Source organism: Sphingomonas sp. Leaf4 (assembly GCF_920939515.1).
Lineage (GTDB): Bacteria > Pseudomonadota > Alphaproteobacteria > Sphingomonadales > Sphingomonadaceae > Sphingomonas.
The window spans coordinates 221,369-238,505 of record NZ_CAKLBB010000003.1; the positions used below are offsets into that span (position 1 = coordinate 221,369).

The window sequence follows — 17,137 nt, forward strand, 5'->3', positions numbered from 1 at the left end:
ACGTCGAACCGTTGGCGGCGCCGACGCGGTTTGACTCCGCCCGATACGCAGCGTATAGGCCGGCTCTGCTTCAGGACCGGGAAACAATGCGTCGTCGCGCGGGCGCATTGCAGGTATGGACCTTTAGCCATTGCAGGACGCCCGAAAAGCTGCGGCCCCACCCGGGGTGACGCGGCTTTCGTCGTCCGTTCCGCACGCCAGTCCGGCCGGCACCGGGCACCGAAATTGAACCAGTACGAGGCCAACCAACCTATGGCGACCAAGGCAAGCACGAGCGGCACGCACAAGCGCCGCATCCGCAAGGTGTTCGGCGACATCCACGAAGTGGTGCAGATGCCGAATCTGATCGAGGTGCAGCGCGAGAGCTACGAACAGTTCCTGCGCAGCGATCCCTCGATCGGCTATGTCTCGGGGCTGGAAAAGACGCTGCGGTCGGTGTTCCCGATCCGCGACTTCGCCGGCACCGCCGAGCTGGACTTCGTGACCTACGAACTGGAAAATCCCAAGTTCGACGTCGAGGAATGCCGTCAGCGCGGCATCACCTATGCGGCACCGATGCGCGTTACCCTCCGCCTGATCGTGTTCGAGGTGGACCAGGATACCGAGGCCCGGTCGGTCCTCGATATCAAGGAGCAGGACGTGTACATGGGCGACATGCCGCTCATGACCGAGAACGGCACCTTCTTCATCAACGGCACCGAGCGTGTGATCGTGTCGCAGATGCACCGCTCGCCGGGCGTGCTGTTCGATCACGATCGCGGCAAGACCCATGCGTCGGGCAAGTATCTGTTCGCCGCGCGCGTCATCCCGTATCGCGGCTCGTGGCTCGATTTCGAATTCGACGCCAAGGACATCGTCAACGTCCGCATCGACCGCAAGCGCAAGCTGCCGGTCACGTCGCTGCTCTATGCGCTGGGCATGACCGGCGAGGACATCCTCAACCACTTCTACAACCGCGTCACCTTCGTGCGCGGCGAAGGCGGCTGGCGCATTCCGTATGCGCCGGAAAACTGGCGTGGGCAGAAGCCGTCGTTCGACATCGTCGACGCGAACACCGGCGAGGTCGTGTTCCCGGCGGGCACCAAGATTTCGCCGCGTCTGGCGAACAAGGCGGGCAAGGACGGCCTCGCCGAACTGCTGATCCCGACCGAGGAAATCTTCGGCCGCTACAGCGCCTATGATCTCATCAACGAGACGACCGGCCAGATTTATATCGAGGCGGGCGACGAAGTGTCGGCCGAGAATCTCGAACTGCTCGACCAGGCGGGCATCGAGCGGATCGAACTGCTCGACATCGACCATGTCTCGACCGGCCCGTGGATCCGCAACACGCTGAACGTCGACAAGGCCGAGGAGCGCGAGCAGGCGCTGTCGGACATCTATCGCGTGATGCGCCCCGGCGAGCCGCCGACGCTCGAAACCGCCGAATCGCTGTTCGCCGGCCTGTTCTTCGATCCCGAGCGCTACGACCTGTCGGCCGTCGGCCGCGTGAAGCTGAACATGCGCCTCGACCTCGACACGCCGGACACGGTGACGACGCTGCGCAGCGAGGACATCCTCGAAGTCGTCAAGACGCTGGTCAACCTGAAGGACGGCAAGGGCGAGGTCGACGACATCGACAACCTCGGCAACCGTCGCGTCCGCTCGGTCGGCGAGCTGCTCGAAAACCAGTATCGCGTCGGCCTGTTGCGCATGGAGCGCGCGGTCAAGGAGCGCATGTCGTCGGTCGATGTCTCGACGGTCATGCCGAACGACCTCATCAACGCGAAGCCCGCCGTCGCGGCGGTGCGCGAGTTCTTCGGCTCGTCGCAGCTCTCGCAGTTCATGGATCAGACCAATCCGCTCTCCGAAGTGACGCACAAGCGTCGCGTCTCGGCGCTCGGGCCGGGCGGTCTGACGCGCGAGCGCGCAGGGTTCGAGGTCCGCGACGTTCACCCGACCCACTATGGCCGTATCTGCCCGATCGAAACGCCGGAAGGCCCGAACATCGGTCTCATCAACAGCCTCGCGACGTTCAGCCGCGTCAACAAGTACGGCTTCATCGAAACCCCGTACCGTCGCATCGTCGACGGCAAGGTGACGAACGACGTCGTGTATCTCTCCGCCATGGAAGAGCAGAAGCACACCGTCGCGCAGGCGTCGGCGACGCTGAACGAGGACAGCAGCTTCGCCGAGGAACTGGTGTCGGCCCGTCAGGCCGGCGAATTCCTGATGGCGCTCCCGGAAAACGTCACGCTGATGGACGTCAGCCCCAAGCAGCTCGTCTCGGTCGCCGCATCGCTCATTCCGTTCCTGGAAAACGATGACGCCAACCGCGCGCTGATGGGCTCGAACATGCAGCGGCAGGCCGTGCCGCTGGTGAAGGCCGAAGCGCCGTTCGTCGGCACCGGCATGGAAGAGACGGTCGCGCGCGATTCGGGCGCGGCGATCTCGGCCAAGCGCGCGGGCGTGGTGGATCAGGTCGATGCCGCGCGCATCGTGATCCGCGCGACCGGCGAGGTCGATGCGGCCGAAAGCGGCGTCGACATCTACACGCTGATGAAGTTCCAGCGCTCGAACCAGTCGACCTGCATCAACCAGCGTCCGCTGGTGAAGGTGGGCGACGTGGTGAAGGCCGGCGAGGTCATCGCCGATGGTCCGTCGACCGAGTTCGGCGAGCTGGCGCTGGGCCGCAATGCGCTGGTCGCGTTCATGCCGTGGAACGGCTACAACTACGAGGATTCGATCCTCATCTCCGAACGGATCGTGAAGGACGACGTGTTCACGTCGATCCACATCGACGAGTTCGAGGTGATGGCGCGCGATACCAAGCTCGGGCCGGAAGACATCACCCGCGACATTCCGAACGTGGGTGAAGAGGCGCTGCGCAATCTCGACGAGGCGGGCATCGTCTACATCGGTGCCGAGGTCGAGCCGGGCGACATCCTCGCCGGCAAGATCACGCCGAAGGGCGAATCGCCGATGACGCCGGAGGAAAAGCTCCTCCGCGCGATCTTCGGTGAAAAGGCCAGCGACGTGCGCGACACCTCGCTGCGTCTCCCGCCGGGCGTGTCGGGTACGGTCGTCGACGTCCGCGTCTTCAACCGTCACGGCATCGACAAGGACGAGCGCGCGATGGCGATCGAGCGCGAGGAGATCGAGCGTCTGAAGAAGGACTCGGACGACGAGCGCGGCATCCTCAACCGTGCCACCTGGTCGCGTCTGCGCGAGATGCTCGAAGGGCAGACCGCGACCGCCGCGCCCAAGGGCGTCAAGAAGGGCGTGGTCATCGACCGCGACCTGCTCGACCAGATCGATCGTCACGAATGGTGGCGGTTCGCCGTCGCCGACGACGCGGCGCAGGGCAATCTCGAAGCGATCAAGGCGCAGTATGACGAAGCGGTGAAGCGCATCACCGACAAGTTCCACGATCGCCGCGAGAAGCTGGAGCGTGGTGACGAGCTGCCGCCGGGCGTGCTCAAGATGGTCAAGGTGTTCGTCGCGGTGAAGCGCAAGCTGCAGCCGGGCGACAAGATGGCCGGCCGTCACGGCAACAAGGGCGTCATCTCGCGCATCCTGCCGCAAGAGGACATGCCGTTCCTCGAGGACGGGACTCCGGTCGACCTCGTGCTCAACCCGCTGGGCGTGCCGTCGCGCATGAACGTCGGGCAGATCTTCGAGACGCATCTGGGCTGGGCGGCGCGCAACCTCGGCATGCAGGTCGCACGCTCGCTGCGCGACTGGCGCGAGGCGAACCCGGACGCGGTCGGCGGCGAGATGCCGGCGGCGGTCAAGGATCGGCTCAAGGAGATCTACGGCGATCACTATGCCGAAGACATCGACAGCCGTTCGAACGAGCAGCTCCACGAACTGGTGCAGAACATCAGCACGGGCGTGCCGATGGGCACCCCGGTGTTCGACGGCGCGCGCGAAAGCGACGTGTCGGACATGCTGGAACTCGCCGGGCTGCACAGCTCGGGCCAGTCGATCCTGTTCGACGGGCGCACCGGCGACCAGTTCGACCGGATGGTAACGGTCGGCATCATCTACATGCTGAAGCTGCACCACTTGGTCGACGACAAGATCCACGCGCGGTCGATCGGGCCGTACAGCCTCGTCACCCAGCAGCCGCTGGGCGGCAAGGCGCAGTTCGGCGGCCAGCGCTTCGGGGAAATGGAAGTGTGGGCGCTCCAGGCCTATGGCGCCGCCTACACGCTCCAGGAAATGCTGACGGTGAAGTCCGACGACGTGGTCGGCCGCACCAAGGTCTATGAAGCGATCGTCAAGGGCGACGACACCTTCGAGGCCGGCATCCCCGAAAGCTTCAACGTGCTGGTCAAGGAAATGCGCTCGCTGGGCCTCAACATCGAGTTGAGCAGCCTGGAAGAGAAGGACGGCCTGGCCGAGGCGGCGGAGTAACCCTCCTACTCCCTCTCCCCTTCAGGGGAGAGGGTCGGGGAGAGGGGCAGAATATCTGCCCTCTCCGCACTTCCCCTCTCCCAACCCTCTCCCCTGAAGGGGCGAGGGCTATGAGGTAAGATCATGAACGAACTGACCAATTTCGCGAACCCGGTGGCCAAGCCGGAGACCTTCGACCAGATCCAGATCGGCATCGCCTCGCCGGAGCGTATCCGCTCGTGGTCGTTCGGCGAGATCAAGAAGCCCGAGACGATCAACTATCGCACGTTCAAGCCCGAGCGTGACGGCCTGTTCTGCGCGCGCATCTTCGGTCCGATCAAGGATTACGAGTGCCTGTGCGGCAAGTACAAGCGCATGAAGTACAAGGGCATCGTCTGCGAAAAGTGCGGTGTCGAAGTCACCGTGTCGAAGGTCCGCCGTGAGCGGATGGGCCATATCGAACTGGCCGCGCCCGTCGCGCACATCTGGTTCCTGAAATCGCTGCCGTCGCGCATCGGCCTGCTGCTCGACATGCAGTTGAAGCAGCTCGAGCGCGTGCTGTATTTCGAGAGCTACATCGTGATCGAGCCGGGCCTGACCGCGCTCGACAAATATCAGCTCCTGACCGAAGACGAACTGCTCGACGCGCAGGACCAGTATGGCGAGGACGCCTTCTCGGCCGGCATCGGCGCGGAAGCGGTCAAGCAGATGCTGATCGACCTCGACCTCGAAGGCGAGAAGCGCGACCTGCTCGAAGAGCTGGCCGTCACCAAGTCGGAACTGAAGCCCAAGAAGATCATCAAGCGGCTGAAGGTCGTCGAGAGCTTCCTCGAATCGGGCAACCGTCCCGAATGGATGATCCTCGACGTCGTGCCGGTCATCCCGCCCGAACTGCGCCCGCTGGTGCCGCTCGACGGCGGCCGCTTCGCCACCTCGGATCTGAACGACCTCTACCGCCGCGTCATCAACCGCAACAACCGGTTGAAGCGCCTCATGGAACTGCGCGCGCCGGACATCATCGTCCGCAACGAAAAGCGCATGTTGCAGGAAGCGGTCGACGCGCTGTTCGACAATGGCCGTCGCGGCCGTACGATCACCGGCGCCAACAAGCGTCCGCTCAAGTCGCTGTCCGACATGCTCAAGGGCAAGCAGGGCCGCTTCCGCCAGAACCTGCTGGGCAAGCGCGTCGATTATTCGGGCCGTTCGGTCATCGTGACCGGTCCCGAACTCAAGCTGCACCAGTGCGGCCTGCCGAAGAAGATGGCGCTCGAGCTGTTCAAGCCCTTCATCTACGCGCGCCTCGACGCCAAGGGCCTGAGCATGACGCTCAAGCAGGCAAAGAAGTGGGTCGAGAAGGAACGCAAGGAAGTCTGGGACATCCTCGACGAGGTGATCCGCGAGCACCCGGTCATGCTGAACCGCGCGCCGACGCTCCACCGTCTGGGCATCCAGGCGTTCGAGCCGGTGCTGATCGAGGGCAAGGCGATCCAGCTTCACCCGCTGGTCTGCTCGGCGTTCAACGCCGACTTCGACGGCGACCAGATGGCCGTCCACGTTCCGCTGAGCCTCGAGGCACAGTTGGAAGCGCGCGTCCTGATGATGTCGACCAACAACATCCTGTCGCCCGCCAACGGCAAGCCGATCATCGTGCCGTCGCAGGACATGGTGCTGGGCCTCTATTACCTGTCGATGGAAAAGACGAACGAGCCGGGCGAAGGCATGCTGCTGGGCGACATGGCGGAGGTGCACCAGGCGCTCCACGCCGGTGCCGTCACGCTGCACACCCGGATCACCAGCCGCGTTCCGCAGACCGACGAGGCCGGCAACCAGTATCTCAAGCGCTATGAGACGACGCCGGGCCGCATGCTGCTGGGCGAAACCCTTCCCAAGTCGCACAAGGTCCCGTTCGAGACGGTCAACCGCCTGCTGACCAAGAAGGACGTCGGCGACGTCATCGACGAGGTGTATCGCCACACCGGCCAGAAGGAGACGGTGCTGTTCGCCGACGCGATCATGGCGCTGGGCTTCCGTCATGCGTTCAAGGCCGGCATCTCGTTCGGCAAGGACGACATGCTGATCGCGCCGGACAAGGACAAGCTGGTCGACGAAACGCGCGACCAGGTGAAGGACTTCGAACAGCAGTATCAGGACGGCCTGATTACCCAGCAGGAGAAGTACAACAAGGTGATCGACGCCTGGAGCCGTTGCGGCGATCAGGTGGCGACGTCGATGATGGACGAGATCAAGGCGGTCCGCCGCTTCGAGGACGGTCCCGACAAGGGCCGCGAGAAGCCGATCAACTCGATCTACATGATGGCCCACTCGGGTGCCCGTGGTTCGCAGGCACAGATCAAGCAGCTCGCCGGCATGCGCGGCCTCATGGCCAAGCCATCGGGCGAGATCATCGAAACGCCGATCATCTCGAACTTCAAGGAAGGCCTGACCGTCCTTGAATACTTCAACTCGACCCACGGCGCCCGCAAGGGTCTGGCCGACACCGCGCTCAAGACGGCGAACTCGGGCTATCTGACCCGCCGTCTGGTCGATGTGTCGCAGGACTGCGTCATCATCATGGAAGACTGCGGCACGCAGCGCGCGCTGGAAATGCGCTCGATCATCGAAGGCGGTGCCACCATCGCCTCGCTGGCCGAACGCATCCTCGGCCGCACCACCGCCGAGGACGTGACCGATCCCAAGACGGGCGAAGTCGTGTTCCCGACGGGCACGCTGCTCGACGAACCGATGGTCGCGCGGATCGAGGCGATGGGGCTTCAGGCGATGAAGATCCGCTCGCCGCTGGTCTGCGAAGCCAAGGTCGGCGTCTGCGGCACCTGCTACGGCCGTGACTTGGCCCGCGGTACGCCGGTCAACATCGGCGAGGCCGTCGGCGTCATCGCGGCGCAGTCGATCGGCGAACCGGGTACGCAGCTCACCATGCGTACCTTCCACATCGGTGGCGCGGCGCAGCTCAACGAGCAGTCGAACCTCGAAGCGCCGGTCGACGGCACGGTCGAATTCCGCGACCTGCGCCTGATCGAAGACCAGCGTGGCCGCCGCGTGGTGCTCAGCCGCTCGGGCGAGATCGCGATCGTCGACATGGACGGCCGCGACCTCTCGGTCCATCGCATCCCCTATGGTGCCTATGTGCTGTTCGACGATGGCCACATCGTCTCGCAGGGCGACCGTATGGCGGAATGGGATCCGTTCACCGCGCCGCTCATCACCGAAACCGGCGGTACGGTGAAGTTCATCGATCTGATCGAGAACAAGACCGTCACCGAGCGGGTCGACGAAGCGACCGGCATCGCCCAGCGCGAGATCATCGAATATCGCGTGACGACCAAGTCGAAGGAGGATCTGCGGCCGCGCATGACCCTGCTCGACGCCAACTCGGGCGAGGCCGCGCGCTACATGCTGGCACCCGGCGCGACCCTGTCGGTCGAGGACGGTGCGCAGGTGCAGGCGGGTGACGTTCTTGCCCGTGTCGCCCGCGAATCGGCCAAGACCCGCGACATCACCGGCGGTCTGCCGCGCGTCGCCGAATTGTTCGAAGCGCGTATCCCGAAGGAAGCGGCGATCATCGCCAAGGTTTCGGGCCGCGTGATCTTCGGCAAGGATTACAAGGCGAAGCGCAAGATCGGCATCCAGCCCGAGGATGGCGGCGACGTCGTCGAATATCTGATCCCCAAGTCGAAGGTGATCGACGTTCAGGAAGGCGACTACGTCAAGCGTGGCGACAACCTGATCGGCGGTTCGCCGAACCCGCACGACATTCTGGAAACGCTCGGCATCGAGCCGCTGGCCGAATATCTCGTCAGCGAAATCCAGGGCGTCTATCGACTCCAGGGCGTGAAGATCAACGACAAGCACATCGAGACGATCGTCCGTCAGATGCTGCAAAAGGTCGAGATCACCGACGGCGGCGACACCACGTTGCTGGCGGGCGAACAGCTCGACCGTGACGAGATGGACGAGGCCAACGCCAAGCTGGAGCGCGGTCAGGCTCCGGCACAGGGCAAGCCGGTGCTGCTCGGCATCACCAAGGCCTCGCTCCAGACGCGCTCGTTCATCTCGGCCGCCTCGTTCCAGGAAACGACCCGCGTCCTCACCGAAGCATCGGTGCAGGGCAAGATCGACAGCCTGAACGGCCTGAAGGAAAACGTGATCGTCGGCCGGCTCATCCCGGCGGGCACCGGTGCGGGCATGAACCGCCTGCGCGTGGCCGCCACGTCGCGCGACGTGGCGCTGCGGGCGCAGCAAAAGGCGCTGGCCGGCTTCGTCGCGCCGCACTCGGCCAAGGAAGAGCACGCCGCCGAACTGGAACGCTCGGCCCGCGACGGTCAGGGTGCGGCCGATCCGCTGGCCGAGGTCGTGCCCTCGGGCACCGGCACCGACGCCGATGCGGGCGAGTATCTGAACGACTGATCGTTCGGGACAGCATGACGTGACAGGCCGCCGTCCGGGCAACCGGGCGGCGGCTTTGTTTTGGGGGATGCGGCAGCGCTGCAATCACCGGCCAGCGCTCGAAAACCGGCGGCCGTCCCGAACGCACCCCCTCCGCGCCCTTCGCGCCTCCGCGTGCCCCCAACCCGCGATCTACGTCAGGCGGCCCGGCTCGCGGGGATCGCCCGCACGCCCGGCAAGCGCGCGTTCGGACACAACCCTGTCCTACACGGCATCGACCGGCGCATACTCGCCCGATGCCCGGCCCTCACCGCACACAGATCGTCACCCCGGAACCGTTCCGGGGTCCACCGATCCACCAGCGTCATCGCCGGCCATGGTTGCGAACCAATCGCAACAAACGTGCGGTGAGTGTAAAGTTTGTAAACTTTGGGGGGAATTGGGCAAATACCGGATGCCGCTCAGGGCAAGGCTTCCGGTGTAGAACGGCGCTGCCCGCGCTGCCGGCCAGACCGATCGACATGCAACGAAGCGCCCTCGACCTGCTCCCCTCCCTGACAAGGGAGGGGTTGGGGGTGGGTCGGCCGGTTGTGAAGCGCGTACGTTCACTCTCGGGCCAACCCACCCCCGGCCCCTCCCTTGTCAGGGAGGGGAGATGCCAAGGCTCACTGTCCGACCGAATCTCGATTGGTCCCAGGCGTACTTCGTCCGGTACGACCTGACGCCTGATTTCTTTGCACCGAACCGTCGCCCCGGCGAAGGCCGGGGCCTCAAGCGGCTCCTGCCGCGCATCCGCCGCGGGAATACGTCCGTCCCCCGCTTCGCCACGCCTCGCCCGGCGCGCCGTTCGGCCAAACCAAAGGCCACGCCACGGGCAAAGCCCGTGTCGTCGGACGGCGCTGCCAGCGCCGCCGGCCGCGCGCGCCTCGTACGGCGCGGTGCTGCTGCGCTGCACCTTGCCCGGCGCGCGCTACGCCTTGCTCAGCGCCTCGACCCCTCGCTCCAGCCCGCGCAGCTCCGCCAGCCCGCGCAACCGCCCGATCGCGGTATAGCCCGGATTGCTCCCCGACTTGCCGAGATCGTCGAGCATTTGGTGCCCATGGTCCGGCCGCATCGGGATCGACCGGCCTTCCGCCACCGACAGCCGGTGAACCGCCTGCACCACCGCGACCATGTCGACCTGTCCGTCGAGATGCTCCGCCTCGTGGAACGCGCCCGGCGCGTCCGCCGCGACGTTGCGCAGATGGAGGAAGCCGATCCGCGACCCGAACCGCTCGACCATCGCCGGCAAGTCGTTGTCGGGGCGCACGCCGAGCGATCCGGTACACAGACAGAGGCCATTCGACACATTGGGCACGGCGGCGAAGAGGCGATCGAGATCGGCGGCGGTGCTCACCACCCGCGGCAGGCCGAACAGCGGCATCGGCGGATCGTCGGGATGCACCACCAGTTGCACGCCAAGCGCATCGGCATGCGGACACACGTCGCGCAGGAACGCCAGATGATGCTCGGCCAGCCGCTCGGCATCGATCCCGGCATAGGCCGACAGCGCCTGCGCGAAATCGGCGGTGGTGAACCCTTCCTCGCTGCCCGGCAGCCCGGCGATGATCGTGCGCTCCAGCGCCGTCCGCTCGCCCTCGTCCATGCCCGCGAACCGCGCCGCCGCGCGCTCCAGCGTCGCCGCGTCATACGCCGCCTCCGCGCCGGCGCGCCGGAGCATATGCACGTCATAGGCCGCGACCGCATCCAGCTCGAAGCGCAGCGCCTTCGCCCCCGTCGGCAGTTCCCAGCCGAGGTCGGTCCGCGTCCAGTCGAGCACCGGCATGAAATTATAGGTGATGACGCGGATGCCGCATTCGGCAAGATTGGTCAGGCTCTCGCGATACGCCGCGACATGCGCGTCGCGTTCGGGGCCGGCGGTCTTGATCGCCTCCGACACCGGCAGGCTCTCGACGACGTCCCACGTCATCCCCGCCGCCTCGATCAGCGCCTGACGTTCGCGGATCGCCTCGACCGGCCAGACCTCGCCGTTGGGGATCGCGTGCAGCGCGCTCACCACGCCGCTGCACCCCGCCTGTCGAATGTCCCGAAGCGACACGGGATCGGACGGACCGAACCACCGCATCGTCTGTCGCATGCGCATCACCCACTCCTGTCATACCAATCTGGTTATTGGCCTGACCTAAGCGATGTGGCCGGGGTCGTCGAGCCGGAATTGACATCGTCGATCGTTCGGTTAGCCCCGTGGCATGAACGACGCGGGCAACTACCGACTCTATGTGAAAGTCTCGGCCGACATCGCACGGCAGATCACCGAGGGCGACTATGCCATCGGCGCGCGCCTGCCGCCCGAACGGGTGCTGGCGCAGACCTATGGCGTGTCGCGCCCGACGGTGCGCGAGGCGATCATCGCGCTGGAAGTCGACGGGATGGTCGAGGTACGGATGGGATCGGGCGTCTATGTCGTCGCCTCGGTGCCGCGCGGCGGCATCGCCGCCTATCCCGACATGGGCCCGTTCGAGGTGCTGGAGGCGCGGCGCGCGGTGGAGGGCGAGGTGGCGACGATCGCCGCCGGCCGCATCACCCCCGACGCGCTCGCCGAACTGGATGGGTTGCTGGCCGAAATGGCGGCGGCCGAGGATTATCAGGTGAGCGAACGCGCCGACCGCGATTTTCACCTCGCGATCGCACGGGCGACCGGCAACAGCGGCTTCGTCGCGGTGATCGACATGCTGTGGCAGGCGCGCAACCGCTCGCCGCAATATCTGCTGATGAGCGAAAAGGCGCATGCCGCCGGCGTCTTTCCGCGCCACGACGAGCATGTCGCCATTCTCGACGCGCTGCGTTCGGGAGACGGCGCACGCGCCGGCCAGGCGATGCGCGGCCACATCACCCGCGTCCTCGAATCGTTCATGCACGCGACCGAAATCAACGAGGTCGAACGCATGCGCCAACGCTTCGCCCGCGAACGCGAACGCTTCCTCTCGACGCGCTAGGCTTTTTCGTCCCCCGCCAACGCCCGGCGCAGCGCCTGCACCTCGGCGGTCAGCGCGGCGATGCCGCCTTCGTCCAGCCCGGTCCGCGCGAACACCGTCTGCGCCAGACAATGGCTGTCGCCCCGCATCGCCCGGCCGGCATCCGTCAGCCGGACCAGCACCTGCCGCTCGTCCTGCGCCGCGCGTTCGCGCGTCACCAGCCCGGCGGCAGCCAGCCGCTTGACCAGCGGCGTGACCGTGCTCGACTCGAGCGCCAGCCGCTCGGCGATCGCGCCGATCGTCCGCCCGTCCACTTCCCACAGCGCATGGAGCACGAGATATTGTGGATAGGTGATGCCCAGCCGGTCGAGCAGCGGCTTGTACACCCGGGTCATCGCCATCGACGCGCCATAAAGCGCGAAGCAAAGCTGCCGGTCGAGCGGGATCGAAGCGTCCATTACCGTACCCTACACCCTTGACGAAGCGTCCCCAAGCTTCGCACTGGACATTATGCCGCACCGATATATATCGCGATATAGATTATAGCGAAAGGAACCAGCATGAGCGTCGATGTCAAATACCGCACCACCGCCACCGCCACCGGCGGCCGCGAAGGCACCGCCGCCAGCGAGGACGGCCGGTTCACCGCCAAGCTGTCGACGCCGCGCGAACTGGGCGGCGCGGGTGGCGACGGCACCAACCCCGAACAATTGTTCGCGGCGGGCTATTCGGCCTGTTTCATCGGCGCGCTGAAGGTCGCCGGACAGCAGTTGAAGCTGAAGGTGCCCGACGATACGCAGGTGACGGCGACGGTCGGCATCGGTCCGCAGGCGGCGGGTGGCTTCGGCATCACCGCCGATCTTCGGGTGGCGCTCCCCGGCCTCGACCCCGCCGATGCGCAGCGGCTGGTCGATACCGCGCACACCATCTGCCCCTATTCGAACGCGACGCGCGGCAATGTCGATGTCGGACTGACCCTCGCCTGATACGGAAGCGGACGGAGCGGTTGCGCGTGGTTGGACGCGCGCGACCGCTCCCCATATCGGTCCCATCGTTCTCCCACGGAGTCCCCATGACCGACTATCGCAAGACCGACGCGGCGATCGCCCGCCTGACCCCCGAACAATTCTACGTGACGCAGCAGAGCGGCACCGAACGCCCCGGCACCGGCGAATATCTGAACGAGAAGCGCGCCGGCATCTATGTCGACATCGTCTCGGGCGAGCCGCTGTTCGCGTCGGCCGACAAGTTCGATTCGCATTGCGGTTGGCCGAGCTTCACCAAGCCGATCGAGCCGGCCAACGTCGCCGAACTGCGCGACGTGACCCACGGCATGGTCCGCACCGAAGTCCGCTCGGCGGGCGGCGATAGCCATCTCGGCCATGTCTTCCCCGACGGTCCGCGCGACCGGGGGGGCCTGCGCTACTGCATCAACTCGGCGGCACTGCGCTTCGTGCCGCGCGACGCGATGGAGGCCGAGGGCTATGGCGCCTATCTCGATCAGGTCGAATAGCGCCGATCACCGCCGCCGGGCGAACTGCGCCCCGGCGGCGGTCAGCAATCCGAAGATCAGGTGATTGGCACCGTGCAGGCCGATCGTGCTCCTGCCCGCGCGCCATTCGGGTTGCTTGACGCCGAGCAGCGGCCCGACGATCCAGTGCATCGCGCCATAGAATGCCAGCCCGAACCCGACGCCCGACGGGATGACCGCCACATCGTCGCGCGTGATCGCGACATAGGTCGCGGCGGTAGCGGCCGACAGCAACAAATGCCCGCCCTGCACCACCGCCTGCTCGCCGGCCGAGGGCAGCCGGTCGGCCGGCGGTGTCTCCAGTCCCAGCTTCTCCGCCGCCTTGCGCTCCAACACCGCCAGTTCGGACGGCTTGCCGCTCCTGCGCTCGCCCGCGATCAGCAACGCGGTGATGCCGAGGCCCGCCAGCACGCCGCCTGCGACCGCGCCCGCCATCCGACTGCTATCCATCGCCCATATCCTCGCCTCTGTCCTGCCGGTACAACCGGCACCGCCGGTGATGGTTGCCGCCGGCCCCATGCGAACATATATTGAACAGATGGCGCAACTCGACACTCGCGAGAAACTGGCGATCCTGGCGGATGCCGCCAAATATGATGCGTCGTGCGCATCGTCCGGCACCGCCAAACGCAACTCGCGCGACGGCAAGGGGCTGGGCTCGACCGAAGGCATGGGCATCTGCCACGCCTATGCCCCCGACGGCCGCTGCATCTCGCTGCTCAAGATCCTGCTGACCAATAGCTGCATCTTCGACTGCCATTACTGCATCAACCGCAAATCCTCGAACGTCCGCCGCGCGCGCTTCACCGCGCAGGAGGTCGTCGCGCTGACGCTCAGCTTCTATCGCCGTAATTATATCGAGGGGCTGTTCCTCTCCTCGGGGATCATCGGGTCGTCGAACTACACGATGGAACAGATGGTCGAGGTCGCGCGGTCGCTGCGCGAGGATCACGACTTTCGCGGCTATATCCACCTCAAGACGATCCCCGACGCTGATCCCGAACTGGTGCGCCTCGCCGGGGTCCATGCCGATCGCGTGTCGATCAACGTCGAACTGCCGACCGTCGGCGGCCTCAAGCGCCTCGCGCCCGAGAAATCTAGCGAACGGATCGAAGGCGCGATGAAGGACGTCGCCCATGCTATCACCGACGGTCAGGATGCGCGCAAACGCTACAAGTCGGCCCCCAAATTCGCTCCCGCCGGGCAATCGACGCAGATGATCGTCGGCGCCGATGCCGCGACCGACCGCGACATCGTGACCAAGGCATCGACGCTGTACGACCGTTATGCCCTGCGCCGCGTCTATTATTCGGCGTTCAGCCCGATCCCGCAGGCGTCCGCCGTGCTGCCGTTGCAACGCCCGCCGCTGATGCGCGAACACCGGCTGTACCAGTCCGACTGGCTGATGCGCTTCTACGACTATTCGCCGCAGGACGTCCGCGCCGCCGCCGACGACGCGACCGGCATGCTGCCGCTCGACATCGATCCCAAGCTCGCCTGGGCGCTGAAATTCCGCGACCGCTTCCCGGTCGACGTCAACCGCGCGCCACGCGAGATGCTGCTGCGCGTGCCGGGGCTGGGGATGAAGGCGGTGGGCTCGATCCTGTCGGCGCGGCGCTGGCGGCAACTGACGCTGGCCGATGTCGGCCGGCTGACCGTCTCAGTCACGAAGCTGCGCCCGTTCATCATCGCCAGCGACTGGCGCCCGGTGGTCCTGTCCGACCGCGCCGAACTGCGCCCGGTCGTGGCACCGAAACGCGAGCAACTGGAGCTGTTCGCGGCCTGACCACCTCGTCATTCCGGCGCAGGCCGGAATCCATGGATACAAGCCTTGTCGATGGAGGTGCACCGCTCCGTATCCATGGACCCCGGCCTGCGCCGGGGTGACGAACGGCAAGAACCAGACCACCCCTTCCCCTGCAAATCCCTCGCAAGAGAAACCTCCGCCCGCCCCCGCCGTTGCCCTGTCTTCCCTCCCCGACAAGGACCCCGCCATGGCCGACGCCCGCATCTACGCCGATCTGAAGGCCGATCACGATCGCCACCGCGACCTGCTCCGGCGGATCGATTCCGCTTCCGCCACCGACCGCGCCGACCTGTTCGAATCGTTCCGCATCGAAGTGACCGCCCATGCCGCCGCCGAGGAGGAAGCGCTCTACGCGACGATGCTCGCCAACCCCGACCTGCGCGACGAAGCGCGCCATTCGGTGTCCGAGCACAAGGAGATCGACGATTATCTGGGCGAGATCGCGAAACTCGATCCGGCGAGCAACGAATGGAACGAGCGCTTCGCCGAGATGCGCCATCGCTACGAACACCATATCGACGAGGAGGAGGAAGAGATGTTCCCCGCCGCGGCGCAAGAATTGAGCGATGCCGAGGAAGCCCGCATCGCCCGGGTGTTCGAGGATCGCAAGCCGATCGAGGCGGAACTGGCCAAGGCGGGCGAAGCGGGCGACGACCGCGACTGATGCGAGTCGCGGCGCTCGCCAGCGCGGATGATTTCGACGGGTGGCGCGACGCCGCCCGTCGCCTGATCGCCGAACGGGTGCCGCCGCACGACGTCGTCTGGCAGGTCGGCGACCTCCCCACCGACCTGTTCGGTGACGAGGCGATCACCGCCGACCCCGCCCCGTTCCGCGTGCCACGCGCCTTCGTCGATCTGGCAAGGACCGCGATCCTCCACGCCGCGCCCGAACGTTTCGCGCTGCTCTATGCGATGCTGGTTCGCCTCGTCGCCGAACCCCGGCTGATCGACGACCGCGCCGACCCCGCGATGCGCCGTCTGGAGGAGATGGCCAAGGCGGTCCGCCGCGACATCCACAAGATGCGCGCCTTCCTGCGCTTCCGCGAAATCGCCGACGATACCGGCCCGCGCTTCGTCGCATGGTTCGAACCCGAGCATCATATCGTCCGCCGCAATGCGCGCTTCTTCGTCGACCGTTTCGCGGTGATGCACTGGTCGATCCTGACGCCCGAACTGTCGCTGCACTGGGACGGCAAGGCGCTCGCCGAAGGGCCGGGCGCGACCAGGGCCGACGCGCCCGACGGCGATCCGGTCGAGGAGGTGTGGAAGACCTATTACGCATCGATCTTCAATCCCGCCCGGCTGAAGAAGGGCGCGATGCTCAAGGAGATGCCGCGCAAATACTGGAAGAACATGCCCGAAACCGCGCTCGTCCCGGCGCTGATCGCGGGCGCACAGGCACGGGAGGCCGCGATGATCGAGACTGCCCGCACCGCGCCGCAGGGCAACGTGCTGCCCGCATGGGAAGCCTTGCGCGACGAAGCCACCGCCTGCACCCGCTGCCCGTTATGGAAACCCGCAACGCAGACGGTGTTCGGCGAAGGCCCGGTCGATGCGGAGCTGATGATCGTCGGCGAACAGCCGGGCGATCAGGAGGACCTTGCCGGCCACCCCTTCGTCGGCCCTGCCGGGCAGTTGTTCGACCGGGCGATGGCGGCGGCGGGGCTCGACCGCTCGCGCGTCTACCTCACCAATGCGGTCAAGCATTTCAAGTTCGAGCAACGCGGCAAACGCCGCATCCACGCCAAGCCCGGCGTGGGCGAGATCGACGCCTGCCGCTGGTGGATCGAACAGGAGCGCGCGATCGTCCGCCCGAAGATGACGATCGCGATGGGCGCGACCGCCGCCCGCTCGCTCACCGGCAAGGCGGTGACGATCGGCCGCGAACGCAGCCGGCCGCTCACGCTCCCCGACGGCGGCACCGGCTGGATCACCGTCCACCCGAGCTACCTGCTGCGCCTGCCCGATCCGGCCGCCGCCGACATCGAATTCGGCAAATTCGTCGAGGATCTGCGGAACGCGGCGGCGTTCGGGGCCTGATCG

At 66.2% G+C, this 17,137-nt stretch carries 11 protein-coding genes; 8 read left to right on the forward strand and 3 right to left on the reverse strand.

Going from position 1 to position 17,137, the window contains the following annotated elements; translation table 11 throughout:
- Positions 1 to 252: 252 nt before the first annotated feature.
- Positions 253 to 4,398, forward strand: coding sequence for a DNA-directed RNA polymerase subunit beta (gene rpoB, locus LRA89_RS05745; protein WP_055761562.1), 4,146 nt, complete (start codon positions 253 to 255; stop codon positions 4,396 to 4,398).
- 123 nt (positions 4,399 to 4,521) lie between these two features.
- A complete protein-coding gene (gene rpoC / locus LRA89_RS05750; protein WP_230769373.1) occupies positions 4,522 to 8,802 on the forward strand; it encodes a DNA-directed RNA polymerase subunit beta' in 4,281 nt (1,426 codons plus the stop codon).
- Between the two features lie 949 nt (positions 8,803 to 9,751).
- Here the strand turns inward: rpoC and uxuA are convergent.
- The gene (uxuA, locus tag LRA89_RS05755) at positions 9,752 to 10,924 is read right to left on the reverse strand and encodes a mannonate dehydratase (protein ID WP_230769374.1); all 1,173 of its coding nucleotides are present in this window, start codon (positions 10,922 to 10,924) and stop codon (positions 9,752 to 9,754) included.
- Between the two features lie 106 nt (positions 10,925 to 11,030).
- Here uxuA and LRA89_RS05760 point away from each other — a divergent pair, with 106 nt between their 5' ends.
- Positions 11,031 to 11,777, forward strand: coding sequence for a FadR/GntR family transcriptional regulator (locus tag LRA89_RS05760; RefSeq protein WP_230769375.1), 747 nt, complete (start codon positions 11,031 to 11,033; stop codon positions 11,775 to 11,777).
- On the opposite strand, the gene LRA89_RS05765 is transcribed toward LRA89_RS05760, so the two are convergent.
- A complete protein-coding gene (locus LRA89_RS05765; RefSeq protein ID WP_230769376.1) occupies positions 11,774 to 12,214 on the reverse strand; it encodes a MarR family winged helix-turn-helix transcriptional regulator in 441 nt (146 codons plus the stop codon). The two genes, LRA89_RS05760 and LRA89_RS05765, sit on opposite strands and share 4 nt — an antisense overlap.
- A 102-nt stretch (positions 12,215 to 12,316) precedes the next feature.
- On the opposite strand from LRA89_RS05765, the gene LRA89_RS05770 reads away from it, so the two are divergent.
- Both LRA89_RS05770 and msrB read left to right on the forward strand, forming a co-directional pair.
- Positions 12,317 to 12,742, forward strand: a complete 426-nt coding sequence (locus LRA89_RS05770; RefSeq protein WP_055761060.1) for an organic hydroperoxide resistance protein — start codon at positions 12,317 to 12,319, stop codon at positions 12,740 to 12,742.
- An 86-nt stretch (positions 12,743 to 12,828) separates the two neighbouring features.
- Positions 12,829 to 13,269, forward strand: coding sequence for a peptide-methionine (R)-S-oxide reductase MsrB (gene msrB / locus LRA89_RS05775; protein ID WP_055761064.1), 441 nt, complete (start codon positions 12,829 to 12,831; stop codon positions 13,267 to 13,269).
- 6 nt (positions 13,270 to 13,275) lie between these two features.
- Here the strand turns inward: msrB and LRA89_RS05780 are convergent, their stop codons facing one another.
- Complete coding sequence (locus LRA89_RS05780; RefSeq protein ID WP_230769377.1) at positions 13,276 to 13,737, reverse strand: hypothetical protein; 462 nt, start codon at positions 13,735 to 13,737, stop codon at positions 13,276 to 13,278.
- Between the two features lie 88 nt (positions 13,738 to 13,825).
- Here LRA89_RS05780 and LRA89_RS05785 point away from each other — a divergent pair, with 88 nt between their 5' ends.
- The 3 genes from LRA89_RS05785 to LRA89_RS05795 all read left to right on the forward strand — a co-directional run bounded on the left by LRA89_RS05785 (position 13,826) and on the right by LRA89_RS05795 (position 17,134).
- The gene (locus tag LRA89_RS05785; protein ID WP_055761070.1) at positions 13,826 to 15,073 is read left to right on the forward strand and encodes a putative DNA modification/repair radical SAM protein; all 1,248 of its coding nucleotides are present in this window, start codon (positions 13,826 to 13,828) and stop codon (positions 15,071 to 15,073) included.
- Positions 15,074 to 15,281: 208 nt separating this feature from the next.
- A complete protein-coding gene (locus LRA89_RS05790) occupies positions 15,282 to 15,758 on the forward strand; it encodes a hemerythrin domain-containing protein (protein WP_230769378.1) in 477 nt (158 codons plus the stop codon).
- Positions 15,758 to 17,134 carry a UdgX family uracil-DNA binding protein gene (locus LRA89_RS05795; RefSeq protein ID WP_230769379.1) on the forward strand — a complete coding sequence of 459 codons (1,377 nt, stop codon included), beginning with the start codon at positions 15,758 to 15,760 and terminating at the stop codon, positions 17,132 to 17,134. Before LRA89_RS05790 ends, LRA89_RS05795 begins: the two co-directional genes overlap by 1 nt.
- The last annotated feature ends 3 nt before the right edge of the window (positions 17,135 to 17,137 follow it).

Coding starts and splice junctions, on each gene's coding strand:
- rpoB (WP_055761562.1), top strand. CDS start 253: ATGGCGACCAAGGCAAGCACGAGCGGCACGCACAAGCGCCGCATCCGC.
- rpoC (WP_230769373.1), top strand. CDS start 4,522: ATGAACGAACTGACCAATTTCGCGAACCCGGTGGCCAAGCCGGAGACC.
- uxuA (WP_230769374.1), bottom strand. CDS start 10,924: ATGCGCATGCGACAGACGATGCGGTGGTTCGGTCCGTCCGATCCCGTG.
- LRA89_RS05760 (WP_230769375.1), top strand. CDS start 11,031: ATGAACGACGCGGGCAACTACCGACTCTATGTGAAAGTCTCGGCCGAC.
- LRA89_RS05765 (WP_230769376.1), bottom strand. CDS start 12,214: ATGGACGCTTCGATCCCGCTCGACCGGCAGCTTTGCTTCGCGCTTTAT.
- LRA89_RS05770 (WP_055761060.1), top strand. CDS start 12,317: ATGAGCGTCGATGTCAAATACCGCACCACCGCCACCGCCACCGGCGGC.
- msrB (WP_055761064.1), top strand. CDS start 12,829: ATGACCGACTATCGCAAGACCGACGCGGCGATCGCCCGCCTGACCCCC.
- LRA89_RS05780 (WP_230769377.1), bottom strand. CDS start 13,737: ATGGATAGCAGTCGGATGGCGGGCGCGGTCGCAGGCGGCGTGCTGGCG.
- LRA89_RS05785 (WP_055761070.1), top strand. CDS start 13,826: ATGGCGCAACTCGACACTCGCGAGAAACTGGCGATCCTGGCGGATGCC.
- LRA89_RS05790 (WP_230769378.1), top strand. CDS start 15,282: ATGGCCGACGCCCGCATCTACGCCGATCTGAAGGCCGATCACGATCGC.
- LRA89_RS05795 (WP_230769379.1), top strand. CDS start 15,758: ATGCGAGTCGCGGCGCTCGCCAGCGCGGATGATTTCGACGGGTGGCGC.